General features: G+C 70.8%; 33 protein-coding genes and 1 other RNA gene. 16 read left to right on the top strand and 18 right to left on the bottom strand.

Going from position 1 to position 26,010, the window contains the following annotated elements:
* The first annotated feature begins 125 nt into the window (after window positions 1-125).
* From WYO_RS24500 to WYO_RS24485, 4 genes are all read left to right on the top strand, one after another.
* Window positions 126-725 carry a superoxide dismutase gene (locus WYO_RS24500; protein WP_007567646.1) on the top strand — a complete coding sequence of 200 codons (600 nt, stop codon included), beginning with the start codon at window positions 126-128 and terminating at the stop codon, window positions 723-725.
* Between the two features lie 154 nt (window positions 726-879).
* Complete coding sequence (murJ, locus tag WYO_RS24495) at window positions 880-2,406, top strand: murein biosynthesis integral membrane protein MurJ (protein ID WP_007567645.1); 1,527 nt, start codon at window positions 880-882, stop codon at window positions 2,404-2,406.
* A 79-nt stretch (window positions 2,407-2,485) separates the two neighbouring features.
* Window positions 2,486-3,163 (top strand): haloacid dehalogenase type II, encoded by a 678-nt coding sequence (locus tag WYO_RS24490; protein ID WP_007567644.1) that lies wholly within the window; start codon window positions 2,486-2,488, stop codon window positions 3,161-3,163.
* A gap of 85 nt (window positions 3,164-3,248) precedes the next feature.
* Window positions 3,249-3,596, top strand: coding sequence for a hypothetical protein (locus WYO_RS24485; protein WP_007567643.1), 348 nt, complete (start codon window positions 3,249-3,251; stop codon window positions 3,594-3,596).
* Window positions 3,597-3,647: 51 nt separating this feature from the next.
* Here WYO_RS24485 and WYO_RS24480 read toward each other — a convergent pair whose 3' ends face one another.
* Window positions 3,648-5,402 carry a carbamoyltransferase C-terminal domain-containing protein gene (locus tag WYO_RS24480; protein ID WP_007567642.1) on the bottom strand — a complete coding sequence of 585 codons (1,755 nt, stop codon included), beginning with the start codon at window positions 5,400-5,402 and terminating at the stop codon, window positions 3,648-3,650.
* Between the two features lie 49 nt (window positions 5,403-5,451).
* Window positions 5,452-6,657: a Na+/H+ antiporter NhaA gene (nhaA, locus tag WYO_RS24475; protein ID WP_007567640.1), complete on the bottom strand. Its 1,206-nt coding sequence runs from the start codon at window positions 6,655-6,657 to the stop codon at window positions 5,452-5,454.
* 237 nt (window positions 6,658-6,894) lie between these two features.
* On the opposite strand from nhaA, the gene WYO_RS31170 reads away from it, so the two are divergent.
* Both WYO_RS31170 and WYO_RS24465 read left to right on the top strand, forming a co-directional pair.
* Complete coding sequence (locus WYO_RS31170; protein ID WP_128755083.1) at window positions 6,895-7,080, top strand: hypothetical protein; 186 nt, start codon at window positions 6,895-6,897, stop codon at window positions 7,078-7,080.
* Between the two features lie 2 nt (window positions 7,081-7,082).
* Window positions 7,083-7,646: a type II toxin-antitoxin system VapC family toxin gene (locus tag WYO_RS24465; protein ID WP_230366525.1), complete on the top strand. Its 564-nt coding sequence runs from the start codon at window positions 7,083-7,085 to the stop codon at window positions 7,644-7,646.
* Here WYO_RS24465 and WYO_RS24460 read toward each other — a convergent pair.
* Window positions 7,631-8,293 (bottom strand): TlpA disulfide reductase family protein, encoded by a 663-nt coding sequence (locus tag WYO_RS24460; RefSeq protein ID WP_007567635.1) that lies wholly within the window; start codon window positions 8,291-8,293, stop codon window positions 7,631-7,633. The genes WYO_RS24465 and WYO_RS24460 overlap by 16 nt on opposite strands.
* A gap of 42 nt (window positions 8,294-8,335) precedes the next feature.
* Between WYO_RS24460 and argH the strand changes: the two genes are divergently transcribed.
* Window positions 8,336-9,715, top strand: coding sequence for an argininosuccinate lyase (argH, locus tag WYO_RS24455; protein ID WP_007567633.1), 1,380 nt, complete (start codon window positions 8,336-8,338; stop codon window positions 9,713-9,715).
* Window positions 9,716-9,739: 24 nt separating this feature from the next.
* On the opposite strand, the gene WYO_RS24450 is transcribed toward argH, so the two are convergent.
* Window positions 9,740-10,648, bottom strand: a complete 909-nt coding sequence (locus tag WYO_RS24450; protein ID WP_007567632.1) for a hypothetical protein — start codon at window positions 10,646-10,648, stop codon at window positions 9,740-9,742.
* A 426-nt stretch (window positions 10,649-11,074) separates the two neighbouring features.
* Here WYO_RS24450 and WYO_RS24445 point away from each other — a divergent pair, with 426 nt between their 5' ends.
* Window positions 11,075-11,566, top strand: coding sequence for an ATP-binding protein (locus WYO_RS24445; protein ID WP_007567630.1), 492 nt, complete (start codon window positions 11,075-11,077; stop codon window positions 11,564-11,566).
* A 335-nt stretch (window positions 11,567-11,901) separates the two neighbouring features.
* On the opposite strand, the gene WYO_RS24435 is transcribed toward WYO_RS24445, so the two are convergent.
* Window positions 11,902-12,171: a CopG family ribbon-helix-helix protein gene (locus WYO_RS24435; protein WP_007567628.1), complete on the bottom strand. Its 270-nt coding sequence runs from the start codon at window positions 12,169-12,171 to the stop codon at window positions 11,902-11,904.
* A gap of 237 nt (window positions 12,172-12,408) precedes the next feature.
* On the opposite strand from WYO_RS24435, the gene WYO_RS24430 reads away from it, so the two are divergent.
* A complete protein-coding gene (locus WYO_RS24430) occupies window positions 12,409-12,690 on the top strand; it encodes a hypothetical protein (protein WP_039904065.1) in 282 nt (93 codons plus the stop codon).
* Between the two features lie 124 nt (window positions 12,691-12,814).
* Window positions 12,815-13,534, top strand: coding sequence for a hypothetical protein (locus WYO_RS24425; RefSeq protein ID WP_007567625.1), 720 nt, complete (start codon window positions 12,815-12,817; stop codon window positions 13,532-13,534).
* A gap of 8 nt (window positions 13,535-13,542) precedes the next feature.
* Here WYO_RS24425 and WYO_RS32235 read toward each other — a convergent pair whose 3' ends face one another.
* A complete protein-coding gene (locus WYO_RS32235) occupies window positions 13,543-13,881 on the bottom strand; it encodes a hypothetical protein (protein WP_007567623.1) in 339 nt (112 codons plus the stop codon).
* Between the two features lie 594 nt (window positions 13,882-14,475).
* Window positions 14,476-15,153 (bottom strand): HAD family hydrolase, encoded by a 678-nt coding sequence (locus WYO_RS24415; protein WP_039904000.1) that lies wholly within the window; start codon window positions 15,151-15,153, stop codon window positions 14,476-14,478.
* Between the two features lie 227 nt (window positions 15,154-15,380).
* On the opposite strand from WYO_RS24415, the gene WYO_RS24410 reads away from it, so the two are divergent.
* The gene (locus tag WYO_RS24410) at window positions 15,381-15,701 is read left to right on the top strand and encodes a hypothetical protein (RefSeq protein WP_007567618.1); all 321 of its coding nucleotides are present in this window, start codon (window positions 15,381-15,383) and stop codon (window positions 15,699-15,701) included.
* A gap of 10 nt (window positions 15,702-15,711) precedes the next feature.
* On the opposite strand, the gene WYO_RS24405 is transcribed toward WYO_RS24410, so the two are convergent.
* Window positions 15,712-16,206 carry a PAS domain-containing protein gene (locus WYO_RS24405; RefSeq protein WP_007567616.1) on the bottom strand — a complete coding sequence of 165 codons (495 nt, stop codon included), beginning with the start codon at window positions 16,204-16,206 and terminating at the stop codon, window positions 15,712-15,714.
* A 216-nt stretch (window positions 16,207-16,422) separates the two neighbouring features.
* On the opposite strand from WYO_RS24405, the gene msrA reads away from it, so the two are divergent.
* Window positions 16,423-17,079, top strand: coding sequence for a peptide-methionine (S)-S-oxide reductase MsrA (msrA, locus tag WYO_RS24400; RefSeq protein ID WP_007567614.1), 657 nt, complete (start codon window positions 16,423-16,425; stop codon window positions 17,077-17,079).
* 3 nt (window positions 17,080-17,082) lie between these two features.
* Here the strand turns inward: msrA and WYO_RS31770 are convergent, their stop codons facing one another.
* The 3 genes from WYO_RS31770 to mepA all read right to left on the bottom strand — a co-directional run bounded on the left by WYO_RS31770 (window position 17,083) and on the right by mepA (window position 18,623).
* Window positions 17,083-17,247, bottom strand: coding sequence for a hypothetical protein (locus tag WYO_RS31770; RefSeq protein WP_007567613.1), 165 nt, complete (start codon window positions 17,245-17,247; stop codon window positions 17,083-17,085).
* A 64-nt stretch (window positions 17,248-17,311) separates the two neighbouring features.
* On the bottom strand, window positions 17,312-17,668 hold the full coding sequence (locus WYO_RS24395) for a hypothetical protein (RefSeq protein WP_007567611.1): 357 nt from the start codon (window positions 17,666-17,668) through the stop codon (window positions 17,312-17,314).
* 19 nt (window positions 17,669-17,687) lie between these two features.
* Window positions 17,688-18,623, bottom strand: a complete 936-nt coding sequence (gene mepA / locus WYO_RS24390) for a penicillin-insensitive murein endopeptidase (RefSeq protein WP_007567610.1) — start codon at window positions 18,621-18,623, stop codon at window positions 17,688-17,690.
* 118 nt (window positions 18,624-18,741) lie between these two features.
* On the opposite strand from mepA, the gene WYO_RS24385 reads away from it, so the two are divergent.
* Entirely contained in the window at window positions 18,742-19,125 is a 384-nt protein-coding gene (locus WYO_RS24385) for a PRC-barrel domain-containing protein (RefSeq protein ID WP_007567609.1), read from the top strand.
* A 12-nt stretch (window positions 19,126-19,137) separates the two neighbouring features.
* On the opposite strand, the gene WYO_RS24380 is transcribed toward WYO_RS24385, so the two are convergent.
* The 4 genes from WYO_RS24380 to fumC form a co-directional block, all read right to left on the bottom strand.
* A complete protein-coding gene (locus WYO_RS24380) occupies window positions 19,138-19,755 on the bottom strand; it encodes a ParB-like protein (RefSeq protein ID WP_007567608.1) in 618 nt (205 codons plus the stop codon).
* Between the two features lie 81 nt (window positions 19,756-19,836).
* A complete protein-coding gene (locus tag WYO_RS24375; RefSeq protein ID WP_007567606.1) occupies window positions 19,837-20,067 on the bottom strand; it encodes a ribbon-helix-helix domain-containing protein in 231 nt (76 codons plus the stop codon).
* A 10-nt stretch (window positions 20,068-20,077) separates the two neighbouring features.
* Entirely contained in the window at window positions 20,078-20,281 is a 204-nt protein-coding gene (locus WYO_RS24370) for a DUF4169 family protein (protein WP_007567605.1), read from the bottom strand.
* 62 nt (window positions 20,282-20,343) lie between these two features.
* Window positions 20,344-21,759, bottom strand: a complete 1,416-nt coding sequence (gene fumC, locus WYO_RS24365; protein WP_007567604.1) for a class II fumarate hydratase — start codon at window positions 21,757-21,759, stop codon at window positions 20,344-20,346.
* A 121-nt stretch (window positions 21,760-21,880) separates the two neighbouring features.
* Between fumC and WYO_RS24360 the strand changes: the two genes are divergently transcribed.
* Together WYO_RS24360 and WYO_RS24355 are read left to right on the top strand one after the other, a co-directional pair.
* Complete coding sequence (locus WYO_RS24360) at window positions 21,881-23,299, top strand: cytochrome P450 (protein WP_007567601.1); 1,419 nt, start codon at window positions 21,881-21,883, stop codon at window positions 23,297-23,299.
* Window positions 23,300-23,347: 48 nt separating this feature from the next.
* On the top strand, window positions 23,348-23,572 hold the full coding sequence (locus tag WYO_RS24355; protein WP_007567600.1) for a hypothetical protein: 225 nt from the start codon (window positions 23,348-23,350) through the stop codon (window positions 23,570-23,572).
* Window positions 23,573-23,754: 182 nt separating this feature from the next.
* Here the strand turns inward: WYO_RS24355 and WYO_RS31765 are convergent, their stop codons facing one another.
* The 3 genes from WYO_RS31765 to ssrA all read right to left on the bottom strand — a co-directional run bounded on the left by WYO_RS31765 (window position 23,755) and on the right by ssrA (window position 25,070).
* Complete coding sequence (locus WYO_RS31765; protein ID WP_165486575.1) at window positions 23,755-23,931, bottom strand: hypothetical protein; 177 nt, start codon at window positions 23,929-23,931, stop codon at window positions 23,755-23,757.
* Between the two features lie 63 nt (window positions 23,932-23,994).
* A complete protein-coding gene (locus WYO_RS24350) occupies window positions 23,995-24,621 on the bottom strand; it encodes a ClpXP protease specificity-enhancing factor SspB (protein WP_007567598.1) in 627 nt (208 codons plus the stop codon).
* 66 nt (window positions 24,622-24,687) lie between these two features.
* Window positions 24,688-25,070, bottom strand: a transfer-messenger RNA (tmRNA) gene (ssrA, locus tag WYO_RS30150).
* Here ssrA and WYO_RS24345 point away from each other — a divergent pair.
* Complete coding sequence (locus WYO_RS24345) at window positions 25,062-25,919, top strand: CPBP family intramembrane glutamic endopeptidase (RefSeq protein WP_039903995.1); 858 nt, start codon at window positions 25,062-25,064, stop codon at window positions 25,917-25,919. The two genes, ssrA and WYO_RS24345, sit on opposite strands and share 9 nt — an antisense overlap.
* Window positions 25,920-26,010: the final 91 nt, after the last annotated feature.

Genomic DNA, 26,010 nt, shown 5'->3' with positions numbered 1-26,010 from the left:
CAAGGCTGAAGCGCGCCGCTGTTTCCCGTGAAACACGGCCTGCTCCAGCCCCTTGTTATCGCACGATGATCCCGGAAAGCCGGATCCGGCTTGTCCGCATCGTGCTCAAAGCGGAGACAGAGCCAATGACCTTCACCCTGCCGGAACTGCCCTACGCCTACGACGCGCTCGGGCCGTACATGTCGAAGGAAACCCTCGAGTTTCACCACGACAAGCACCACAAGGCCTATGTCGATACCGGTAACAAGCTGCTCGAGGGCACGGATCTCCAGGGCAAGAGCGTCGAGGAGATCGTCAAGGCGGCCTACAACACGAATCAGCCGCTCTTCAACAATGCCGGCCAGCACTACAACCACATCCATTTCTGGCAGTGGATGAAGCCCAATGGCGGCGGCGCCATCCCCGGCGCGATCGCTAAGAAGATCGACGAGGACCTCGGCGGCGCCGAGAAGTTCAAGGCGGACTTCATCCAGGCGGGCGTCAGCCAGTTCGGCTCCGGCTGGGCCTGGCTCGCCGTGAAGGACGGCAAGCTCGCGATCCTGAAGACCCCCAACGGCGAGAACCCGCTGGTCCACGGCGCCAAGCCGATCCTGGGCGTCGACGTGTGGGAGCACTCCTACTACATCGATTACCGCAACCGTCGCCCCGACTACCTCAAGGCGTTCATCGAGAACCTGGTGAACTGGGAGCACGTCGAGAAGATGTACGGCGAAGCGACCGCCTGATCCGGTCATGAGGGGCGCTGCGGGCCGATCGTGTCCGCGGCGCCCTTGAGATGCCGGGCAAAAGCGGCTCTTGATGCGGCCCCCCGGGCTCAGCAGGGCAGGCCGCCATTCTTTCCTCGTTTCCCGACCCCATGATCCCACAGCGGGCGGATCCATGATCCGCTCCATCCTCTCGGTGGGCGGCTGGACCCTGGTCTCCCGCGTCACCGGCTTCGCCCGGGACGTGGTGATGGCCGCCGTGATGGGCGCGGGGCCCATGGCCGACGCGTTCGTGGTCGCGTTCCGGCTGCCGAACCATTTCCGCGCGATCTTCGGCGAGGGCGCGTTCAACACCGCCTTCGTGCCGGCCTATGCCGGGCTCGCCGAGACGGGCAGCTCCGGCGAGGCGCACCACTTCGCCGATCGCGTCTTCACCCTAATGCTGATCGTGCAGCTCGTGCTGCTGAACCTCGCCCTGCCGGCGATGCCCTGGGTGGTGCACGCCCTGGCGCCGGGCTTCGCCGAGGACGGCGAGCGCTTCCAGCTCGCGGTGGCGCTCACCCGGATCACCTTCCCGTACCTGCTGTTCATGACCCTGGTGACGCTGCTGTCGGGCATCCTCAACGCCCACCGGCACTTCGCCGTGGCGGCCGGGGCGCCGGTGCTGCTCAACCTCGCCATGCTGGCGGCCCTGTCGCTGAGCTTCCTGTTCCCCAACGCCGCCTACGCGGCCGCCTGGGGCGTCGCGGTCTCGGGCGTGCTGCAATTCGGCCTGCTGTGGTGGGGCTGCCGCCGGGCCCGGGTGATGCCCGACCTCGCCGTGCCGCGCGCCGATCCGGCGCTGAAGCGGTTCTTCGTGGTGCTCGGGCCCGCGGTGATCGGATCGGCCGGGTTCCAGATCGCGGCCTTCGCCGACACGATCATCGCGAGCTGGCTGCCCACCGGGGCGGTCTCGGCCCTGTACTACGCCGACCGGCTCTACCAGCTGCCCTTCGGGGTGATCGCCATCGCGGCCGGCACCGTGCTCCTGCCGGAGATGAGCCGGCGGATCGCCTCCGGCGACGTGGCGGGCGCGCATGCGGCGCAGAACCGGGCGGCGGGGTTCTCCCTGGCCCTGTCGGCGCCGTTCACGGTGGCGTTCCTGACCATCCCGGGCCTCATCATGGCGGCCCTGTTCCAGCGCGGCGCCTTCAGCGCCGAGGACGCGTCCCGGGCCGCCTCGGTGCTGGCCGCCTACGGGCTCGCGCTGCCGGCCGTGGTGCTGGTGCGCAGCGCGGTGGCGAGCTTCTACGCCCGGCAGGACACCAAGACCCCGCTCTGGGCGTCGCTCACCGCGATCGGCGTCAACGTCGCGCTGAAGCTCTGGCTCACCGGGCCCTACGGCGTCACCGGCCTGGCGCTGGCGACGGCGGTCAGCCAGTGGGTGAACCTGCTCATCCTCGTCGTCCTGGCCAAGCGCCGCGGCTGGACGGCGCCGGGCCGCACCCTCGGCCTCACGGTCCTGGGCGTCGGGCTCGCCTGCCTCGCGCTGGCGGGCGTGGCCGTCTACGGGCAGGGGCTCGCCGAGGCGCTGGTCCCGGCCCTGTCGCACGGGCGCGAGATCGCCGTCCTGGTGGTGCTGGGCCTCGCCGGGGCCGCGATCTATGGCGGGCTCCTAGCCGGCCTGCTGCACCTGTTCGGCCTGCGCCTGCGCCGGGCCTGACAAACACCCTCCCATCGAGCCGGGCTCGCCGCCGCGCCTTCGAGTCCCAGATCGCTCGTGAAGGCCAATGAGGAACGCCATGACCGACGCCAAGGATCTGCTCGCGGGCGTGAGGGCCGTTGTCTTCGACGCCTACGGCACGCTGTTCGACGTGAACGCCGCGGTCCAGCGCTACGCCGACGCGGTCGGGCCGGATGCCGACCATCTCTCCGAGGTCTGGCGCAACAAGCAGCTGGAATACAGCTGGACCCTGTCGCTGATGGGCCGCTACGCCGCCTTCTGGGACCTCACCGTGCGCGCCCTCGATTATGCCCTGGCGGTCCATCCGGGCGTGGACCCGGCCCTGCGCGAGCGGCTGCTCGACGCCTATCGCGACCTCGATGCCTATCCGGAGGTGCCGGAGGTGCTGGCGTCCCTGCGCAAGCGCGGCCTGCGCACGGCGGTGCTGACCAACGGCAACGCCGCGATGGTCGACCGGGCCGTGGCCTCGGCGGGGCTCGCCGACCATCTCGACGCCGTGCTCTCGGTGGACGACGCGCAGGTGTTCAAGACCCATCCCGACGCCTACCGGATCGCGCTGCTCCGGCTCGCGGTCGGGGAGGCGGACGTGCTGTTCTGCTCCTCCAACCGCTGGGACGTGGCGGGCGCCCACGCGTTCGGGTTCCGGACCGCCTGGGTGAACCGCCGGGGGCTGCCGGACGAGTACGCGGACCTCGCTCCCACAAGCGTGATCGGGTCCCTCGACGGACTGCTCTGAACCCGCGCATCGGCGTGCGCCGCTTCGGAGATTTTTAATCGTCCCGGTGTTGGATCATCCTCAACACGAACGGGAGAAGTTGCGCGTGGCCACGAACGGTTCCTTCACGACGATCCGCGCCGGGGCCGCAGCCCTCGCGGCGACCCTGGTGCTCGGGGCCGTCGCCCCGGCCACCGCCCGCGACCAGACCGGCGCGATCATCGGCGGCCTCGCGGCCGGCGTGGTCGGCGGCGTGGTCGGTGGCGCTCTGGTGAACGGCGCTAACCAGCCGCCGCCCCCGCCGCCGGAATACCGCCCGCGCCGCGTCCTGGTCGAGGAGCCCGAGACCGTCGTGGTCCGCGAGCGCCGCGGCCCGATCTGCCACTACGAGCGCCGCAAGGAGTGGCTCGGCGACGGCGAGTTCACCTACCGCCGCGTCGAAGTCTGCGAGTAATCTGTTCGGGTCGTCCCGTCGGCGCCGCGTCCCCCCGGGGCGCGGCGTTCGTCATTTCACCACCAGCCAATCCTCGACCACGAGGGCGTCGAGGCCGGTCGTGTAGAACATCAGGATCGCGTCCTCCGCGCTGTCGAGGATCGGCTTGCCCATCACGTTGAAGCTGGTGTTGAGTAGGATCGGCACCCCGGTGATGTCCGCGAAGGCGCGGATCAGGGCCGCGTAGGCCGGGTTGCGCTCAGGGGTAACGCTCTGGAGCCGGCCGGTGCCGTCCTGGTGGACCACCGCCGGCACCCGGGCGCGGACGTGCTCACGCCAGACGAGGGTGCGCTCCATGTACGGGCTGTCGGCATAGGCCTCGAACCAGTCCGGCCCGGCCTCGGCCAGGATCGAGGGCGCGAAGGGCCGGAACGCCTCGCGGTACTTCACCTTGGCGTTGAGCGCGTCCTTGGCGCCCTCCGGCCGGGGATCGGCCAGGATCGAGCGATTGCCGAGCGCCCGGGGCCCGAACTCGGCCCGGCCCTGCACCCAGCCGACGAGACCACCCGCAGCCAGGATCTCCGCGGCCGCGCGCGTCGCCGCGTCGTGGCCGACGCGCCTGGCGCGCGGCTCCTGCTCGGCCAGCCGCTCCATCGCGGTGGTGGAGACCCGGACGCCGAGATAGGGTGTCAGCGGGCGCTGCCCGGGGGGCGGCCCGGCCCAGTCCGGATTGTCCTCCGCGTAGGCGAGCCAGGCGGCGCCCACGGCGTTGCCGTCATCGGCCGGGGCCGAGGGGACGTGCAGCCGGGTGAAGCCGGAGCGGTCGAGCACCCGGCCGTTATAGGAAGAGTTGAGCCCGCAGCCGCCGGCGATCACAAGGTTGTCAGCGGGGGCGAGGGTGGCCGCCTCGGCCACCAGCACATCCATCAAGGTCGCAAACAGATCCTGGCCGCAGCGGGCGAGGTCGGCCCAGCCGGTCTCCAGGGCGTCCGCCGGGCGGCGCGCCCGGATCTCCGCGGCGACCGCCTGGATCGTCGCGGCCTCGGCGTAGCGCAGGCGCCCGCCCTCGATGGTGCAGAGCCGGGCCAGGAGGGCGGCGAGCTCCGGATCGGGGCGTCCGTAGGGGGCGAGCCCCATGATCTTCCATTCCTCGCCCTTCACCTGGTCGAAGCCGGCGAGATCGGTGATCAGCCCGTACAGGAAGCCGAGCGACCCGCGCCCGCGATGGCGGCGCAGCTCCGTGATCCGGCCGTCCTGCAACCGGTAGATCGCCGCCGCGCCGGTCTCGCCCATGCCGTCGACCACCAGGGCGGTGGCCGCGTCGAACGGGCTGCCCCACAGCCCGTAGGCGGCGTGGCAGAGATGGTGCGGGTAGCGCCGCTGCCCGGCGATCGTCGCGCGCGGCGTCCCGGTGGCCCGCGCCCCCTGGTTGAGGGCCAGCAGGGTGCCGTGACCGACGCGCTCCTGCGCGCCGTGGAGGTCGGCGATGAACACCCGCTCGGCCTGCTCGGGCACGAAGGAGCGGTTGAGCGCCGTGCTGTGGGCGGCGAGCGCCATCAGGTCGAAGGCGCCGGTTCCGGCCTGCCCGCGCAGGAAGTCGGTGAATTGCGCCCCCCAGGAGGAGGCGACCACGATCTCCGAGCCGGCCGGAACGTATTCCTGCACCAGGGCGATCACCCGGGCCGGGATGTCGGGCTCGCAGTTCGGGGCGCGCTTGTACTGGAGGAACCGCTCCGTGGCCTCGGCGAACAGCACCGTGCCGTCGGGCCCGACGAGGGCGAGCGCCGGATCGTGGAAGGTGGTGGCGAGACCGAGATAGAACCGCATGGAGAGGCGGGTAGCGCATTTTCGTGCGCAACGGAGCCCGGGGCGGCGCCTAGCGGGTGGCCGCGGGGCGCCGCACCAGCAGGAGAATCGCCGCCCCCGCGAGCCCCGACAGGGCCGAGCCGGCCAGCACGCCGAGCTTCACGGCGGTCTCATGCTGCGGGTCCGCGAAGGCGAGGCCGCCGATGAACAGGCTCATGGTGAAGCCGATGCCGCACAGGACCGCGACGCCGTAGACCTGCCCCCAGCCGGCCCCGGCCGGGCGCTGCGCCAGCCCGAGCGCGACGGCGAGCCGCACGCTGGCAAACACCCCGGCCTGCTTGCCCAGGAACAGCCCCGCGGCGATGCCGAGCGTCACGGGCTCCAGGAAGGCGTCGCGCGTCAGCCCGGTCAGGTCGACGCCGGCATTGGCGAAGCCGAAGACGGGAACCACGAGGTAGGCGATCCAGGGCGCCAGACCGTGCTCGAGCCGGTGGAGCGGCGAATCGGCGGCCTCCGGCCGGCCGGGACTCACCCGGATCGGGATCGTGAAGGCCAGCAGCACTCCCGCCACCGTGGCGTGGATCCCGGAGCGCAGCACCAGTACCCACAGGACGAGGCCGAGCAGCAGATAGGCCGACAGCCAGGTCACGCCCGCCCGGTTGAGGCCGTAGAGGGTGGCCAGGACCAGCCCGGCCAGCCCCAGCATCCCGGCATCGAGGCCCGAGCCGTAGAACAGTGCGATCACCACCACGGCGCCGAGATCGTCGACGATGGCCACGGCGCTCAGGAAGATCTTCAGCGAGACTGGCACCCGCTTGCCGAGCAGCGCCAGGACGCCGAGCGCGAAAGCGATGTCGGTGGCCGCCGGGATCGCCCAGCCGCGCAGGGTCCCGGCGCCGAGATTGGCCGCCGCGTAGACCAGGGCCGGCACCGCCATGCCGCCCAAGGCCGCGATCCCGGGCAGCACCCGGTCCGGCCAGGTGCGCAGCCGCCCGTCGAGCGCCTCGCGCTTGATCTCCAGCCCCACCAGCAGGAAGAAGCCGGCCATCAGGCCATCGTTGATCCAGTGCTGCACGCTCATCGGCCCGAGCGCGGCGTGGAGCCCGTGCGCGTAGGTCTCGGCGAACGGTCCGTTGGCGACCACGAGGGCCAGCGCCGCCGCGGCCATCAGGATCAACCCGCCCGCCGCCTCGCTCGCCAGCATCGTGCGGATGGCCGAGAGCGGGCGCCGGCCCCGATCCTGCGGGGCGCGGCCGGGAATCGGAGGCGGCTTCATCGCCGGCAGGCTTGGCTTGGTTTGGGGGCGGGGGCAAGGGGCTGGGAGCTAGCTGTCCCTGTATCCAACCTTGCGCTAACCTGCCGACGTTCGAGAGCGAGAGGTGCAGGAATGGCTGTACCGAAAACCACATCCTTGCAGCGGAAGCGGGCGCCCCGGCCGTCTGCGCGCGTGCATGCCGCCGTACTCGAGGAGGCTCGGCGAGCCGGGCTGCTCGATGGCGAAAAGTCGGAGCACGTGAGCTTCCGCGTGCCGCCCGCCCTGGTGGATGCCGCCAAGCGCGAGGCGGGTATCACGTCGACAGCCGAGCTCGGCATGGTCGCCCTGGCGCTCCTGGCGCAATCCGATCCGGTCGCTGATTTCCTCGGCCGCACGGCGGGGCGGCTCGGACCGGACCACGATCTCGATACCGGCTCGCGTTGAGCGTGGATCTGCGCGGCGCGCTTCGGCGGCGCAAGCCGGACAAGCGAAGCGCCCGCCTCGTTCCCCGTCCACGCCATGAACTGGCGGATTGGGCGGCCTACGGCGAGTCGGCGCCCGTGGCCCTCGTCCTCGACACGGGCGTCTATATCCACAGTGCGGCCGGCAGGATGCCCAAGGCGCTGCAGCAGCTCATCGAGCGCGCCTTGCTGTTCCACTGCGTGGTCGCTCTTGCAGAATTGTCGGTCGGGATCGCCGCCGCCGATCCGCGCAGACCGAACTGGGCAGCGTTGCGCGATCACTATGCTGAACTCTTCGCCCAGATACCGGACACGCGCCTACTGACGCCCGACGCGCAGACCTTCGCGGATGCGGGTCTCGTCGCTGGAACTCTTGCGCGCCTCCAAGGCTATCAGAGTCATCAGCGCACGGCCTGCCTTGCCGATGCGCTGATCTTTCTCACCGCAGCACGGGCCGGCCTTCCGGTCCTGACGGCCAATCGCGAGGATTTCGATCTCATCCAGCAATTGGCGCCGGAGGGACGGTTTCTCGCCTACGAGCGCGACTGAGACCCTTGAGCTTCCCGCCCCAAAACCGCGCGGATCAACCCCAGCCCGTCCGGGCTCGACCAGGCGGCCGGGCCCTTCATCACGCCGATCGTGCAGCCCTGCGCGTCGATCAGCATCGTGGTCGGCAGGCCGGGGGATTGGGTGTCGCGCTGGATCGCGGGCAGCACGCGCCCACCCGGATCGGCATAGAACGGCAGGGCGTGGATGCCCGCCTGCTTGAGCCATTCCGGCGGCTTGTCGAGGTTGCGGGTGTCGACGTTGATCGCCACGACGGCGAAATCCGGCCCGCCGAGTTCCGTCTGGAGGCGGTCGAGCGCCGGCATCTCGGCCTTGCAGGGGGCGCACCAGGTCGCCCAGAGATTGACCAGCAGCAGCCGGCCCTTGAGGTCGGAGAGCCCGGTCTCGGCGCCGTCCGGCCCCTTGAACCGGATCTCCGGCGCGGGCCGCGCCTGTTTCAGCGCCTGCATGCCCGCGACCTCGCCCTTGGCGGCGGCGTCGACCCGGGCGAGTGCGGGCGTCGCGCCCGCGCAGGGCTGGAGCGCCCCGCCCGTGTTGCCGGGCAGGAGACCGCTCCCGTATAGGGCGGTCCCGAGGACGGCGAGCGCGGCGAGGCCCGCGCCGGCCATCAGAGTGGTCCGGCCGGGCATCAGGTTTGCCTGCCGGGACGTTCAGGGCGCGGAAGGATCGACATGAGCAACCGGATGTGGGGCGGCCGCTTTGCCAGCGGCCCGGCGGAGATCATGGAGGAGATCAACGCCTCCATCGGATTCGACAAGCGCCTCGCGCCCCAGGATATCCGCGGCTCGCTGGCGCATGTGGCGATGCTCGGCGCGGCCGGCATCCTTCCGGCAGAGGATGTGGCCGCGATCGAGGCCGGGCTCAAGTCCGTGCGCGACGAGATCGAGGCCGGCCGCTTCGTCTTCAAGCGCGAGCTCGAGGACATCCACATGTCGGTGGAGAGCCGGCTCACGGAAATCGTCGGGCCGGCCGCCGGGCGCCTGCACACGGCGCGCTCGCGCAACGACCAGGTCGCCACCGACATGAAGCTCTGGGTGCGCGACACCCTCGATTCCCTCGACCAGCAGGCCGCCGACCTGCAGCGGGCCCTGGCCGAGACCGCGCTCAAGCATGCCGGCACGGTGATGCCCGGCTTCACCCATCTCCAGTCGGCCCAGCCGGTCACCTTCGGGCACCATTGCCTCGCCTATGTCGAGATGCTGGCCCGGGACCGCGGCCGGTTCCGCGACGCCCGGGCCCGGCTCAACGAGTGCCCGCTCGGCGCCGCGGCCTTGGCCGGCACCTCCTTCCCGATCGACCGCCACGCCACCGCGGCGGCGCTCGGCTTCGACCGGCCGACCGCGAACTCCCTGGACTCGGTTGCCGACCGCGACTTCGCCCTGGAATCGCTCGCCGCCGCCTCGATCTGCGCCGTGCATCTCTCGCGCTTCGCCGAGGAGCTGGTGGTCTGGACCTCGGCGCAGTTCAACTTCGTCAAGCTGTCGGACGGCTACACCACCGGCTCGTCGATCATGCCGCAGAAGCGCAACCCCGACGCGGCCGAGCTGGTGCGGGCCAAGTCCGGCCGGATCATCGGCGCGCTCACCGGACTGCTGGTGGTGATGAAGGGGCTGCCCCTCGCCTATTCCAAGGACATGCAGGAGGACAAGGAGGGCACGTTCGACGCCCTCCAGGCCCTGTCCCTGTGCCTGGCCGCCATGACCGGCATGGTGAAGGACCTCGAGCCCAACGCCGAGGTGCTCAGCCAGGCCGCCGGCTCCGGCTACGCCACCGCCACCGATCTCGCCGACTGGCTGGTGCGCGAGCTCGGCCTGCCGTTCCGCCAGGCCCACCACGTCACCGGGCGCCTGGTCGGCGCCGCCTCGGCCAAGGGCGTCGGGCTGGAGGCGCTGTCCTTGCCCGAGATGCAGGAGGCCGAGCCGCGCATCACCGACGCGGTCTACGCCGTGCTCGGGGTCGAGAACTCGGTGGCCAGCCGCACCAGCTATGGCGGCACCGCGCCGGACAATGTCCGGGCGCAGGCGCAAGGGTGGATCGAGCGGCTCGGCTGAGCGCGGCGACCGCCCGACCGGCCTTCAGGCCCGCGCGCCAAGCCGGGTGACCAGGGCTCCCAGTCCGGTCCGGCGGGCCGGGCCGGTCTCGACGGGCGGGTTGGGCGGGATCGTCGGAACGGTCGTCTCCGCATCGGCCGGTGGGCTGCGCAGCACCCGCGCCATCGCCTGTTTCAGCGTCACGGCCTCGTCCAGCAGTTCGTGTGCGTGGGCCTCGACCGAATCGTCGCCGTGGTCGTCCGGCTCGTGCCGCAGCAGCGCGCCGGGATAGGCTTCATCCTCCGGCAGGGTGCGGGACGGGTCGAACTCGTCGGTTGTCGGATCGGGGGATGCCGCGCTCAGATCATCCGCCGCATCGTTGGGGGCTTCGGCCATGCCCGGCTCGTCCGCGCGCGCGCCGGCAGCGGTTTCCGGCCGCTCGGAGCTCGACGCATCCGACTCGAGTGCCGCGCCGGGATCGATCCCCGCCGCAACCTCGGTGAGGCTGGCTTCCATGAGGCCCGGCTCACCGCCGGCGGCGGCATAGTCCCGGGCGGCGTCAGCGATCTCATGGGCGACCTGGGCCAGATCCTGGACGATCCGGGCCGCCGCCTTCCTGTCCCCGGAAGCCTCCGCCGCCAGGGCTTCGGCCTTCAGGCGCCGGAGCTTCCGCTCGGCTTCCTGGAGAGCGAAGGCGGCGCGGTCCCGCTGGCTGGTCCGGGCCGAGGCCAGGGTGGTCAGCACGCTGCTGATCTGGGACAGTTTGGCGTAGCCCAGCCGCTCCGGAGGCGGCAGCACCGCCTCTTCATCCGGCTGTGCGTCGGCCCCGCCCTCCTGCGCGCTTCCGCCCGCTGTCCCGCGGGCGTCGGCCGCGACGCCCGGGATCGTCACCTTGTGTGCGACCGGGCGCTGAGGCCCTTCTGGTGCCGCCACCCGGTTCACGGATCCAACCATGGCCACCTGCCGCGCGGAACTGTCGTTCGCCGACGGATTCGGGCGATGCCGACAAGAAATACATAGGTTGTGCTTGCGGCCTTGGCAAATTCAACTCTTGGTTTGTGGATCCGATCGTGGACGCTGACCCCCGATGTTTCGGAAAGCTTCTCCACCGGCTGCGCATTCCGCTGATGTCGACATCGGCGCCTCTCGTCTCGATGCGCGGGCGGCCTCGATCGGTTGCCGCAGCGCGTTCTCAGGCCGTCATCGGCCCCCTGGTCACCGATTCCGAGACCTGGCATCAATCGTCCATGACCTTGTCGATTCACCGCGCGAGCGCTGCGATCCGCAGCCGAATTCCCGACCCGGCCTGATCCGTCAGGCCGGGTCTGCCCGCCCGTGACCGTCTCGGCGCCCGATGCGCCGTCCCCAAGGTCGAACCCCATGCCTGCCCAGGAACCGACGCTGCATCTCGTCTGCGGTAAGATCGCCGCCGGAAAATCGACGCTGACCGCCAGCCTCGGCGCGACGCCCGGCACCATCGTGGTGGCCGAAGATCGCTGGCTCGCTCGGCTCTATCCCGACGAGCAGGCCGACCTGGCCGACTACGTGCGGCATTCGACCCGCCTGCGGAGCGTGATGGGGCCGCACGTGGTGGACCTGCTCCGCGCCGGGCTCTCGGTGGTGCTGGATTTCCCCGCCAATACCGTCGCCAGCCGGGCCTGGATGCGCACGCTGTTCGAGGAAGCGGGCGTCGCCCATCGGCTCCACTACCTCGACGTCGCCGATGACGTGTGCAGGGCCCGCCTACGGGCGCGGAATGCGTCTGGAACGCACGATTTCACGGTCACGGATGCGCAATTCGACCTGTTCACCCAGTACTTCGTGGCGCCGAGCCCGGAGGAGGGATTTCGGGTGATCGTTCATCGCCCGTAGCGCGCCTCGGAGACTCGGGGGCCAGCCGAACCGGAACGGTCAGGTCGGCCATGCGCCGGCCTGCCAGCGCCGCGCCGTGTGGATCACGCGCAAGGTCAGGACGCTGTCCCGGCCCGTAACCGGCTCCAGCGCGTACGCGACGATGTAAGGCAACCGGACAAGGGACTTCTCGAAGGTGCCGGGTCCGGTCGACCCGTTGCCGTCTCACCGAGAGCCGCGCCGGCGTCCCGATTGCGCTCTGCGACCTGTCGCGACCGCTGGACTATCCCGGGCGATGAAGGCGATCTGTTCCTTGATGTCGTCCAGCGCCGAGCGAGACCAGAAAACCGGCCGCCTCACATGTCGGCATCACGGGCGGCCTCCGCCGCATCGATGACGGCGTGGATTTCGGCCATCGCATCGTCGTGCGGCACGACGTGGCCGAGTCTGGCATCCGCCAGGCCGCGCTTGATGCCATCGAGACTTTGCAGTTCGCGCTCGACGCAGGCGGACACGGCCTCAGCAGCGAGAAACGATGTACTGCGCCGGGTGTCGATCGCGATGCGTTCGAGCGTCGACTTGATTTCGGGCGAAACCCGAATCGTCATGGCCGTGCTCGCAGGCATCGCGAAACTCGTGCGCTGATCTATGCGCAGCCTTACACGGGGGCGGTGCGTTACAAGGCAGGTGCATCCGACCGGGGCAGCGGGGCCGGCCAGGCTTCGACACAGGCTCAGCTACCCACACCAACCCACAGGCTCGGCACGAATTTGTGCATCGCAACCATCCGGGGGCCTGCGCGTTCACCGTCTGGCTAAGTCCGGCCCGTTAGAAGCTCGGCTGTGTGGATCGGAGATCGCATGATGCCTGTCGAGAGTTGGCTGAAGCCGGAAGACGTGCCCGAACTCGCGGCACGGGCGACCGCCATGATCGATGCTGCCCTGACCGGTTCCGGCCTGACCCGCGAAACCTACTGGTCGGCCGTCCGCAAAGGCTACAACACCCCCTATAACGACCCGCCTCGCAAGCGCCCGCTGCCGCCGGCCCAGCCGAACGCGGTCGCGTCCCGCGTGGCCCCGCCCGAACCCGTCTCGGTCCCGCCGGCGGTGATCGCCGCTTTGGCCGCAGAGGTGCGGGCGGTCTGAACCGCCGCCCCATCTTGGCCGCAAGCGAGCTTGGCTGCCATCTTGCCGACTTTTTGCGCGGGCTTCACTCATCCAGATCCCCGGTTCGGCCCTCTATGGGGCCGCCCGTCGTCAGGAAGTGAAGATGGTCCGCGTCCCCCGCCTGCTCCCGGTCGGAGCCCTCGCCCTGCTCGCCTCCGGTCTCGTCACGGGCCTCGTCGGGGCCACGGTCGGCGCAGCGGCCTTATCGGCGACGGCGGTTCAGGCTCAGCAGGCGGAGCCGGACGGCTTCTCGGATGCTGAGCCGGCGAAGCGCGGGCGCCGGTCGCGTCGCGAACGCGCCCCGCGGGCCGAGAGGAAGGCCGCGACGCCCCCCGGGATGCAGCAGGCCACCCCGGTGGCGATCTTCGGCGACTGGAACGTGTTCGTGAACGGCGATGGCCGCGCCAAGCTCTGCTACGCCATCGCCCAGCCGCAGGCGCGCTCGCCCAAGACCCTCAAGCGCGACACCGCCTACCTGTTCGTGAGCGTGCGCAAGGGCGAGAACGTCCAGAACGAGGTCGCGGTGATGCTGGGCTTCCCGTCGAAGCCCGCGGCCTCCCAGATCAAGCCGGGCTCGGCGGCCGCGCCGACCGACCCAACCCTCAACCTCGGCACCGGACGCTACGGCCTCGTCGTGAAGGACGGCAATGCCTGGCTGCAGAACCCGGCCGAGGAGGCCCGGGTGGTCTCCGAGATGAGCGCGCGCAACCCGAAGCTCGTGATCAAGACCACCTCGCTGCGCGGCAACCCGACGAGCGACGAATACGCGCTCGCCGGGTTCGCGGAGGCGATGAAGCGCACCCGGGACGAGTGCGCCAAGTAACGGCCGGGTCAGGCCCGGCGGCGCCGGATCTCCGCCGCCTGGCCGCCGCGGGCGTTCGCACGAGCCCGGGCCGCAGCCCGCTCGCGGGCGGCGCGGGCCGCCTGCTCGGCGTTGCGGAACACGGCGCCGTCGAGGCCGTCGAAATCCCGTGACGACGAGAAGAACCGCACGCCGCGCCCCTCGGGCACGGCGATGCCGGCGGTGACCTCGCCGATCTCGATCACCCGCGGCGGCTCGGCCCGATCCGCCGCCGTCCGGTCGGAGAGCGTGACGTCTTCGGGGGCGAGGTCGTCGGTGAAGGGGTCGGGACGGTTTGTCGGCGGAAGCCCGACATCGAGACTGTGCATGGGACGGAATCCTGCCTTGGCCGGCGCCAGGGCCGTGCCGGAATGCGGGAAGTGCTGCGAAGGTTCGGTGCGGCTCAGGTCTCGCCGATCACGTCGATCGTGCGGGTCTCTAGCCCCTTGATGTGACGAACGCGCTATCGCCGATCGGGCAGCGCGTGCGCCCGGCGGGCCTGCCGTGTCGGGCCGGATCGCGGCCCGTTCAGGCTTTGGCGCGCAGGCCCGGTTTCGACGCGAAACCGCGGGCCATGGGCGCGTCATCCGCTCGGAGTCGACAGCGCCGCCAGCAGGTCGGGGCACCGTGCGCATCACGGAGCGGGTGGCGAAAGGAGCCGGTTCGGATCGACATCCAATGTCCTCCAGACTGAAGGACCGCGCGGCGCGTGCGCCGTCGCAGTGCTTTAGCGTTTGATGACGCGGCGCAAGCTACGCTTCTCAAATCACCGCGGCCGTGGGGGCGGGCCAGGACGTCCGCCCCGTTCGGCGAGGGCAAAGATGGGCCCGGGGCGCCGGCCCGTCAACGGAACGCGCTTCCGATTTTCGGCGCCGGCTTGGCAGGAAACCGGTCCCGCCCGGCCGCCCGGGAGACGCGATGGTTCAGGCCCCGGCGATCACCGCGGCGAGGTCCGCGAAATCCGAGAAGACCCGGCCGGCACCGGCCCGCACCAGGTCGGCCCCCGCCGGGTCGTGGCCCCAATGGCCGCCGCCGGTGAAGCCCGCGACCCGCATGCCGGCGCTCCTCGCCGCGGTGACGCCGGGCACGCTGTCCTCGATCACCAGGCAGGTTTCCGGCGCCGCGCCCATGCGCGCGGCGGCGAACAGGAACAGGTCGGGGAAGGGCTTGCCCCGGGCGACCTGCGCCGAGGAGAAGACGTTCTCGCCGAACAGCGGCAGCAGCCCGGTCAGGCTCAGGGAATGGCGCAGCCGCACCGGGTCGCTGCTCGACGCGACGCAGGACGGCAGGCCCAGGGCCGCGACCGCCTCCGCAACGCCGCGCATCGCCCGCAGCTCGGCATCGAACAGGGCGAGCGTCTCCGCCTTGACCGCCTCGACGAAGCCCGGGGGTGCGGTGACGCCGTAATCGCGCGCGATGTGCTCCATGATCGACACCATGGAGGTGCCGGTGAAGCGCGCCCGCACGGTCTCGAACTCGATGGCGACGCCGATCCGGTTGAGGCCGGCGGTCAGGCAGGCGAGGCTCAGCGGCTCGCTGTCGACAAGGACGCCGTCGCAATCGAAGATCACCAGGCCGGGCTTCTGGGCGTGCACGTCCAAGATCGTCTGTCCTCGACGACCCTCCGCCGCCGGGCGTCCCTGTGGCATGGCCCCCTTGGGGCGGCAACCGCGCCTATGCCGCAGCGCACCTTGTGCGTGCCGCAGGCGACTCCGAGCGCGCCGCAGGCGAGTCCCTGCGTGCCGCGGCTTGCACCGGGCGGCCCGGCCCCATACTCCCGGTTCGGGCGCCCGCCCGGGCGCGCAGGCATGGCTCAGAAGACCCCGCGATGTTCCGCTTCCTGGCCCGCGTCCTGGGCTTCCTGCTGATGGCCGGCGGCTTCGTCGCGCTGGTCTATGACGGCGCCCGCTCGATCGCCAACAATGGCCTGCGGGTGACGCCGCTCTCGGACGTGATCGCCACCCTGTCCAAGGACAAGTCCGGCACTCTGCAGGGCAGCCTCGAAGGGGCTGCGCCCTGGCTCTGGCACCTGCTGGGCCTGCCGCTGACCCTCGCCCCGGCCTCGCTGATCGGGCTGGGGCTAGGCGCGGTCCTGCTCTGGCTCGGCCAGCCGGGCCGGGAGCCGATCGGGTTCCTGACGAAGCCCTGAGGGCGCGGCCCTACCGCGCCGCGAGCTGGGCGCGGGCCTCGGCGAGTTCGGCCTTCAGCCGCGCGATCTCGGCGGTGAGGGCGTAGTGTTCGCTCACGTCGATCTGGGACGCGAAGTAGTAGACGACCGTCCCGGTCGCGTCCCGCACCGGCCCGACATAGAGCGCGTTCTGGAAGACCGAGCCGTCCTTGCGGTAGTTGAGCAGGTCGATCTTGATGTCGACTCCCTGCCGGATGGCGGCCCGCAGGCGGTCCACGGCGGCCGCCTCGGTCCCGGGCCCCTGCAGGAAGCGGCAATTGCGCCCGGTCACCTCCAGCCGCGTATAGCCGGTGAGGTTGAGGAAGGCGTCGTTCGCGAAGACGATCGGGTTGTCGTATTGCCGCGGATCGGTGACGATCGTCGGCATCCGGGTTGCCCGCACGGCCGCGGCGAACGGGTCGCCCCGGTTCGACTCCGCCCGGAGGTTGTCCAGCACGTGGCTCGTAGCGGTCCAGCCCGCGTCCATCCGGCTCAGCCCTTCACGCCTCAACCTGCGGGTCGAGGCCTCGCGCGCTTACAAGCCGGAAATTGCGGCTCCGGTCCAGTGCTCCGGCTGCGATTTGAACGGCGCGGCGGGTTTTCGCGCGGTCTGTACGGTCGGGACGGAAGCCCGAAGCTTTCTCGCCGGACCGGGCGTGCCCATATTCGGATCACGCCCTGAAGACCCTGAAGGCCAGAGACGATGTTCCTGTTCCGCAAGCGCCCCGAGATGCCGAGCCCCGCCGACGCCCTGCCGGGCCGCCCGAACCCGATCCCGACCGCCGAGACCCATTTCGTCAACGGCAACCCGCTCAAGGGGCCCTATCCCCCGGGGACCGAGACGATCGTGCTCGGGCTCGGCTGCTTCTGGGGCGCCGAGCGCCGGTTCTGGCAATTGCCGAAGGGCGTGTTCGTCACCGCGGTCGGCTATGCCGGGGGCTACACGCCGAACCCGACCTACGAGGAGGTCTGCACCGGCCAGACCGGCCACAACGAGGTCGTGCTGGTGGCCTTCGACCCCGCGGTGCTGCCGCTGGACGCGCTGCTCCGGATCTTCTTCGAGAGCCACAATCCGACCCAGGGCATGCGCCAGGGCAACGATGTCGGCACGCAGTACCGCTCGGGCATCTACACCAACGGCCCGGAGCAGGAGGCCACCGCCAAAACCGTGCGCGCGGCCTATGCCGGGGCGCTGCGGGCGCGCGACTTCCCCGACATCACCACCGAGATCGTGCCGCTGGAGACCTTCTACTTCGCGGAGGCCTACCACCAGCAATACCTCGCCAAGAACCCGGCGGGCTATTGCGGGCTCGGCGGCACCGGGGTGAGCTGCCCGGTCGGGACCGGGATCGCCGCCTGACCCTTACGGGTTGCCGCCCGGCCGCGGTGCCGGCGCCGCGGGCGCGGTGACCGCGGCCGGGTCGGGCTGCGGCGTGCTGCTCCTCGGGCTGCGCAGGACGATGAGCACGCCGCCCACGACCGAGAGGGCGAGGGCGGTGACGAGGATGAGGAAAAGCCAGCGGGGCATCCGGTGGCGTTAGCACGTCGCGCCCGGTTCGGCGAACGATCCGCGCGCCGCGTGTCGGAACGCCTCAGCGCGGGACGAACACGCCCGGGACCACCGTGCCCGTCCGGCCGAACATCGCGTCGGCGCGGGTGCAGCTCGCCGGCACGTCCTTCTCGTACACGGCCAGGTAGGACCGGGCCTGCAGCAGCAGGGCATCGCGCTCGAGATCCGCGGGATCGACGCCCATGGCCTGGACGACGCTCTTGAAGCGGTCGCCGTCGGTCCGCAGCGTCTCGCAATGGGTGTTCACGAAGCCGGCCAGCCCGGCGAGCTTGGCCGCCTTGAGGGCGTTGGCCGGCGGCTCCGTCGGCGTCTCGCCGAACGCCTGCCCCCCGGCGAGGGTTAGGACGAGCGCCATCGGCAGGAGGCTGCGGATCCGCATTCGGTGACGCTCCATCGGGCTACGGCGCCTTCAGCACGGCGCGGCAGGCGGCGGGCAGGGCCGACATGGTCATAGCGGGCTTCGGCTTCGGCGGCACCTTGGGCGGCTTCGGGTGCAGCACCGCGTCCGAGAACCAGTAGCTGAGGTCGTCGCAGCCATCCCCGGCGGCGGGTGCGCCCTGAGGCTGGCAATCGTCCTGGCCGGCCGGGCAGGCGAGCCGGATATGGTAATGGTAATTGTGCCCGTACATCGGGCGCACCTTGGACATCCAGCTCCGGCCCGAGGCCTCCCGGCACAGGGCCTTCTTGATCGCCGCGTTGACGAAGATGCGCTCCACCTCCGGCTGCTCGGCGGTGACCTTGATCAATTGCAGATGGGTCGGCGTCCAGACCTCCGGGTCGATGTCGAGGCGGTCGGGGCGGACCATGTCGGTGGCCGAGGTCTCCTCGCGCTCCGCCCGGCTCATGCGGTGGTCCGGCATCGGGGTCAGCCAGATGTCGGCGTCGATGCCGATCTGGTGCGAGGCGTGGCCGGTGATCATCGGGCCGCCGCGGGGCTGGGCCATGTCGCCGACGAGCAGGCCCGGCCAGCCGACCCGGGCGGCCTTCTGCGACAGGCGCTCGACGAAATCGATCAGGTAGGGCGTGCCCCACATCCGGTTGCGGGACGGGCGCATGACCTGCCAGTTCGGCCCGTCGAGGGGCAGCGCCTGCCCGCCGGAAAAGCAGCCCTTGGCGTAGAAGCCGTAGATATGGGCCGGCCCGCTGGAGGCCCGGGTCACGCGTCCGAACAGCGCCTTGGCCGGGGTCGAGGGCGCGTCCGGATGCTCGAGCGGCGGCAGCGGCTTCGGGTTGACGCTGCCGCGGTCCTGGGCGTGCGCCCCCGCGGCGGACAGGATCAGGGCGGCGAGCGCGAGGCGCGCGCGGCGATTCGGGGTGAGACGCGGGATCGGCATGCGGGGAGCTGTTCGTCCGGCTGAGGGGGCGGGCGCAGGCCCGGACCGGAACGTCGCCCACGGCCGGGGCGTTTTTCGGGCAGAGATCGAAACGCCGATCACGACCCGGGAGGCGAGCATGGCGGCCAATCCTCAACCCGCGGCGCGGCAGCCGCGCAGCCTGATCGCCAGCGATCGGGTCATCGGCACGGATGTGCGTCGGCCGGACGGCAGCAAGGTCGGCCGGATCGAGCGGCTGATGCTCGACAAGATCTCCGGCCGGGTCGCCTACGCGGTGATGAGCTTCGGCGGCTTCCTGGGCCTCGGCGAGGAGTTCTACACGCTGCCCTGGTCGGTGCTGCACTTCGAGCCCGAGCAGGACGCCTACGTGCTCGACATCACCGAGGAGCAGCTGCGCGCCGCCCCCGCCCGCACCCCCGAGGGCACCGACCCGGCCGAGGACGGCGCCTGGGAGGAGCAGATCCACCGGTATTACGACGCCGCGCCCTATTGGGGGATCTGAGCCGGCGGCGGTTCAGCCCTCCGAGGGGCCGCACCAGCCGGGCAGGTAGCCGGCCTCCTTGGACTTGGCGAGCGCCATCGCCTTCTCCAGCGCCTCCGAGAAATCGTTCTCGACGCGCTTCTCCTTGATGTTGCGGCGTAGGAAGTCCGCCCAGAGGAACTCGCTGAACGGCGTCGTGTCCTTCGCGAAGCCGCCGGCCCGGCGCAGCTCGCCGGCGAGACTCCGGAACGGGTCGTCGGCCAGGTCGTCGATCGCCTTGGGGATGTCCTTGAAGTCCCGCCGCACGCCCTCGGCATCGTAGGGATAGACCCAGGATTTGTGGTCGCAGACCGTCCAGAACGCGTCCTTCTCCAGATGGTGCAGATCGGCCAGCACCGTGACCAGCACGCTCTCCACGCCCTCTTCGTGCAACGCCCGGGCGAGGTGGTGATGGTCGACCACGTAGTGGTTCTTCTTCGGCCCGAGCACGGTCGGGATCATGTGCGCCCCGAGGAACGCCTTCTTCTTCTCGCCGTCGTAGCTGCGCCACCGCCGACGCTTCTCGGCGACCTCCCGGTAGCCCACCGTCATCTGGGTCGGGCGCAGCTCGGTGATCGGGATCGGCTTGAGCAGCGGTTCGCGGTTGGTCATGACTCGAGCGTCCTGCGTGGTTGTGTCGCGCAGATTCCATACGCGGCGTCGGATCGGAAGACCGACCCGGCCGGATCGTGCTCACGATTTGCCGATTGGCCCGGCCCGCACCGCGTCCAGCACGAACACCCGGATCGCCGAGGACAGGTTCTGGCCGCCCCGGCCGGCATCGATCGCGCCGATCAGCGCCTGGACCGACTGGCCGCGCGTCTCCGCGACCTCCCGGAGCGCCGCCCAGAACGGGTCCTCCAGGGACACGCTGGTGCGATGGCCCGCGATCACCACCGAGCGCTTGCTGAGCCCCGCGCTCACGATGCGCGCGTCATGGGGACGAATCGGGCTCCGGCTCGCCGCGCTCGAGCCGGTGGCCCTCGTGGCGCTCGATCTCCAGGGCCTTGCGCCGCTGCTGCAGGGTCTTGGCCTTCTTCGGACGCCCGAAGGCGATCCGGTTCTCCTCGGCCTTGGCATCCTCGGCCGCGCGGGTCTTGGCCTTGCGGACCTGGCGCAGGTTGATGATCTCGGCCACGGATCGCCTCCCGGTTCCGGAGGCCGACGCAGCGTGACCCGCGCCGGCCGCACTCAAAAAGGTCAGTCGGCGCTGGGGGCCAGCATCGTCTCCGGCCGGACCACGCGCTCGAACTCCTCCTCGGTGACGTAGCCGAGGCGCAGCGCCTCCTCCTTGAGGGTGGTGCCGTTCTTGTGCGCGGTCTTGGCGATCTCGGCGGCCTTGTCGTAGCCGATCGAGGGGGCGAGCGCGGTCACCAGCATGAGCGAGCGGCTCATCAGGTCGGCGATCTTGTCCTCGTTGGCCTTGATGCCGACCACGCAATTGTCGGTGAAGCTCACCGCCGCATCGGCGAGCAGCCGGATCGATTGCAGCACCGCGTTGGCGATCACCGGCTTGAACACGTTCAGCTCGAAATTGCCTTGCGAGCCGGCGAAGCTCACCGTGGTCGCGTTGCCGACCACCTGGCAGCACACCATGGTCAGCGCCTCGCACTGGGTCGGGTTGACCTTGCCGGGCATGATCGAGGAGCCGGGCTCGTTCTCCGGCAGCGACAACTCGCCGAGGCCCGAGCGCGGGCCGGAGCCGAGCAGGCGGATGTCCTGGGCGATCTTGAACAGGCCGGCGGCCAGCGCCGAGAGCGCGCCCTGCGTGAACACCAGCGCGTCGTGGGTCGCAAGCGCCTCGAACTTGTTGGCGGCGCTGGTGAATTCCAGGCCGGTCAGCGCCGCGACCTTGGCGGCGAACTTATCCGCAAATTCGGGATGCGCGTTGAGGCCGGTGCCCACCGCGGTGCCGCCCTGGGCGAGCGCCAGCACGCCGGGCAGCGTCGCGGCGACGCGCGAGCCGCCGAGCGCCACCTGGGCGGCGTAGCCGGAGAATTCCTGGCCGAGGGAGACCGGGGTCGCGTCCTGCAGGTGGGTCCGGCCGATCTTGACGATCGATTCGAACGCCTTGGCCTTGGCGTCGAGCGCCGTGTGCAGATGGGTCAGCGCCGGCATCAGCCGGCCGCTGATCTCCCTTGCCACGGCGATGTGCATGGCGGTCGGGAAGGTGTCGTTCGAGGACTGGCCGCGGTTGACGTGGTCGTTCGGGTGGATCGGCGTCTTGCCGCCGCGCTTCCCGCCGAGCGCCTCGTTGGCGAGGCTCGCGATCACCTCGTTGGCGTTCATGTTCGACTGCGTGCCCGAACCGGTCTGCCAGACCACGAGCGGGAATTCTTCGTCGTATTTGCCCGCCACGACCTCGGCGGCGGCGGCCGCGATGGCGTCGGCGAGCTTGGGCTCCAGCGCGCCCAGATCCTTGTTCACCAGGGCGGCGGCCTGCTTCACCAGGCCCAGCGCGTGGACCAGCGGCGCTGGCATGCGCTCGGTGCCGATCTTGAAGTTCTGGATCGAGCGCTGGGTCTGCGCCCCCCAGTACCGGTGGGCCGGGACCTCGATCGGCCCGAAGGTGTCGGACTCGGTGCGGGTGGCGGTTCCGGTCTCGGTGGGCGACATCGTGGCCTCTACGTTTGGTGCAGTGCGGTGCCTACTTAAATGAGGCGCGGGTGAATCGCGATGCCGGTTTTCCCCGGCGCCGGACAAGAGCGGGGCTCTGTTCCCGCCGGACAAGGAGCCGATGAGCGCGACGATCGACCGAACCGACCGCGATCTGGCCGAGGGGGCGCCCGCCGTCCGGTTCCGCCCGCCCGTGCCCCGTCCGCTGCACGAGCCGCTGGGCCTGTTCGATTTCCTCCGGGCCGCCCGCAAGAACCCGATCACCACCTGGATGGACGTCCACTTCAAGGAGCCGGTGGTGGCCGCCGAAGGCGCCATGGGCCGGATCACCGTGGTCAGCGACCCGGCGCTGATTCGCTATCTCCTGGTCGAGAATGTCGAGGGCTACCGCAAGGACGACCTCCAGCGCCGGGTTCTGGCGCCGGGCCTGGGCAACGGCCTGCTCAGCGCCGAGGGCGACGAGTGGCGGCTCCAGCGCCGGACCCTCGCGCCGATCTTCAACGCCCGCACGGTCCAGGGCTTTTCCGACGCGATGAACGCGGCCGGGGCCAAGCTGGGGCGCCGCCTCGCCCGCCGGGGCGGCAAGCCCGTCGACGTCGCCCTGGAGATGACCCGCGTCACCCTCGACGTGCTAGAGCGGACGATTTTTACCCAGGGGCTACCGGGCGATCCGGACGCTTTGGGGCGCGCCATCACCCGGTTCCTGGAGGCCGTAGGGCCGATCGACCCCCTCGACGTGTTCGGGGTGCCCGATTTCGTGCCGCGCATCGGCCGCCTGCGGGCGCGGCCGGCCGGCCGGTTCTTCGCCGAGGTGGTCGACGAGCTCATCGCCCGGCGCAAGGCGGCGATGGCGCGGGGCGAGGCGCCCCGCGACCTGCTGACCCTGCTGCTCGCCGCCCAGGATCCCGAGACCGGCAACGGCCTCTCCGACCTCGCGGTCAAGGCCAACATCGTAACCTTTATCGCGGCCGGGCACGAGACCACGGCCAACTCCCTGACCTGGGCGCTCTACTGCCTGTCGCAGGATCCCGCCGCGCAGGCCCGGGTCGAGGCCGAGGTGGACGCGGCCGGCGAGGGCGATTTCGCCGTCGAGCGGCTGCCCTACACGCGGGCGGTGATCGAGGAGGCGATGCGCCTGTTCCCGCCGGTGCCGTTCCTGAGCCGGCAGGCGACCCGGGACGATCGCCTCGGTCGGATCAAGGTGCCCCGCGGCTCCCTGGTGATGGTGGCGCCCTGGGTGCTCCACCGCCATCGGACGTTGTGGCAGGACCCGGAGGCGTTCATGCCGGAACGCTTCCTGCCGGAGAACCGGGACGCGATCCCGCGCTTCGCCTACCTGCCCTTCGGCGCCGGCCCGCGGGTCTGCATCGGCCAGAGCTTTTCCATCCAGGAGGCGGTGATCGTGCTGGCCCACGTGGTCCGGGCGGTGCGCTTCCATCTGCCGGCGGATCACCCGCCGGTCACGCCGCTCCACCGGGTGACGCTCCGGCCGGAGCACGGCTTGCGGATGGAGGCGGAGCTGCGGGCCCGAGCGGGTTGACGCAGTCCCTGCCGGTTCGCGCCTTGTGGACCGGACGAAGCCTCCCCGATGTCCGATACCGCTGCGCCCGCCACGCTGGATTGCGCCGAGACGGAAACGTTCGTGGCGGAGCAGCGTAAGCTGATCGCGGAGCAGTCGAAGCTTCAGGCCGAGGCCCTGAAGATCGGTCGGGATCGCTTGCTCGGCCCGCTCTCCATCGGCTTCGCCGGCATCGCCGCCGCGGCCGCGTTCTTCGGGGCCGGTGCGGCTTTCGTCAAACTGCTCGGCTCGTGACGACCGCCCTTCGAGGTGCTGGCGAGCGCCGCGCCGTCACCGAGCTCGAAACGCCGGCTCGGGCGCATGAAGCCGCGCCGACGACGGATTAGGCGCAGGCGCGCCGCGATATTGAGGTGATCTTTCGGAGGGCGATCGAAGCGCCTCGGCGCCCAGGAACACCCGAATCGCGATCTGCCCGATCAGATGTCGGATGAGGGACGCGAGCGGGAAAGCCCGGCCGTCGTTGGTGAACACATCCGCGGGACGCTGAACGCTGTTCCGATCGCGAGAATGGCCGTGGCGTCGAAGAACGTCGCGGCGAGCTTCACATCTTCGTCGAAGCGTTTCGCGCGATGTGCGCGCTCCGCCGTCGACATGACGGCGGCGCGACAGTCTCGTCCACCGATGAATCCCCGGGCCGACGTTTCGGCCCGGCGCGTTCAGCTCTTCTTCCGGAACGCGTCCAGGCTCACGACCTCGGCGCTGCCCTCCTCGCCGTCCTTCTTGGCGGCGGGGCGGGGGGCCTTCTCGTCCGGCTTCGCGCCGGGCTTGTCGCCCTGGGCGGCCGGCGCCGGCAGGACCTTCGGAGCGGCCGAGCCGATCGTGGCGAGCCCGGAGCCCTTCGGCCGGACCTCGCTCGGCTCGGAGCCGGCCCCGCGCGGGCCGGTCTTGGCCGGGGCGGCGTTGGCCTCCTCGGGCACCTCGCCGGCCTCGGTGAGGTCGAACTTCAGGCCGAACTGCACGGAGGGGTCGAAGAAGCCCGACAGGGCGTCGAACGGCACCAGCAGCCGCTCCGGCACGCCCGAGAAGGACAGGCCGACCTCGAACGTGTGCTCGTTGACGCTGAGATCCCAGAACTGATGCTGCAGGACGATGGTCATGTCCTGCGGGTATTTCTCGCGCAGGGCCTGCGACATCCGCACGCCGGGCGCCTCCGTCCGGAACGAGACGTAGAAGTGATGGTCCCCCATCAAGCCGTCCCGGGCGGCGTCGGTCAGCACCTTGCGGACCACCCCGCGAAGGGCGTCCTGCACCAGGAGATCGTAGCGAATCAGGTCGTCTGCCATCTGCGGTCGCGCTCTAGCCCGGTCTGCGCCCGGCGCCCCGCCGCGGATGGCCGGACCGAGGAAATGAGTGAAGGCTTCTGGTGCCGGGCGCCTTCCTGCCCCGCCTACGCGATGCTAACCGCGAGGACTTGAGACCGATCTTGGAGACCGCTTACGCGGCCACCGCCACCGGAGCAAAGTTGTCGTTGGCAACTCTTGCAGCGGCCCGATAACGGCGGAACCATGCCGAGCGAAAGATCTACCTTTACGCCTTCGTCGATCCTAGCTTCGCCCCCGCCTGAGACCAGTCCGTCTCCGTCGGCCTTGCGGCCATCGGTCCTGGGCTCAGGTGGAGGCGCCGGGTACCGCCCCCGGGTCCGATAGGTTTATTTCGAAGACCGTTTATCGCCATAGCCGGCCTCGCGACCGGCTCCCAAGATATAGAGGGGATCGGTCCGGTTTTGAAGCCCGATCGTGTCGCGCCACTGTCTCAGGGCGAACCTCTTGATGCGGCTGTTGCCGGAAATGCGCAGTCGCGCGGTTCCGCGCCCGACGGGTCGAGCCGGCTCGACCGGATCTGGAGGGCGACCTGGCGCCTCGGCGCGCTCGTCGCCCTCGTGTTGGCCTATCTCGGCGCCGCGAGCCTGCTGTCCCTCGCCAGCGTCCGGGTCGGCTTCGACCTCTGGGCCGGGATCGACCCGTTCCTGCCGCCGGAGCGGCGCCCGTTCCTCGGCGCGGTGGACCTCGCCCACCGCGCCTTCGCGGTCGACGCCCTGCGCCAGGTCTACCTCGCCGCCCTGGTTTTGGGCGGGGCGTGGTGGCGCGACCGGGCCGGCTGGCGCCGGCGCCTGGCGCTCGATCGCGAGCGCCCGAACGGGATGCGGCCGGTCGCGCTGCTGGCGCTCCTCCTGGTCTGGCCGGTGCTGCACATCGCCTGGGTCACCGGCACGGCCGAGTTGTTCGGCGCGAGCTTCGGCCGGAAGGTGACGCTGTCGCCGTTCATGAGCCAGAGCGCGGTCGTGGCCTGGCTGCTCTATCTCGCGGTGCTGGCCCCCGTGGCCGAGGAGCTGCTGCTGCGCGGCGAGGCCTTCGCCCGTGCCCGGGACGCGGTCGGGCCGGTCGGCGCGATCCTGGTCACGGCCGTGATCTTCGCCGCCGCCCATGTCTCGTCCTGGGGGCTCGCCCGGCCGGTCTCGCTGCTGCCCCTGGCGCTGGTGCTCGGCTGGCTGCGTTGGCGCACCGGCCGGCTCTGGCCCGGCATCGCCCTGCATGGCTGGTCGAACCTCGCCCTGGTGACCTACGTGCTCTGGCCGACCTGAGCGCGGGACGACGGTCAGGCCCCTTCGTCACCGGTGATGATCGTGGATAGACTGGTCGTGCGCTTGCCCGCGGCCCCTCTCACGCGCAGGA

The sequence above is a fragment of the Methylobacterium sp. GXF4 genome, assembly GCF_000272495.1.
GTDB lineage: Bacteria > Pseudomonadota > Alphaproteobacteria > Rhizobiales > Beijerinckiaceae > Methylobacterium > Methylobacterium brachiatum.
The sequence above is the reverse complement of the archived record's forward strand: the minus strand, read 5'-3'. Positions and strand labels throughout refer to the sequence as shown.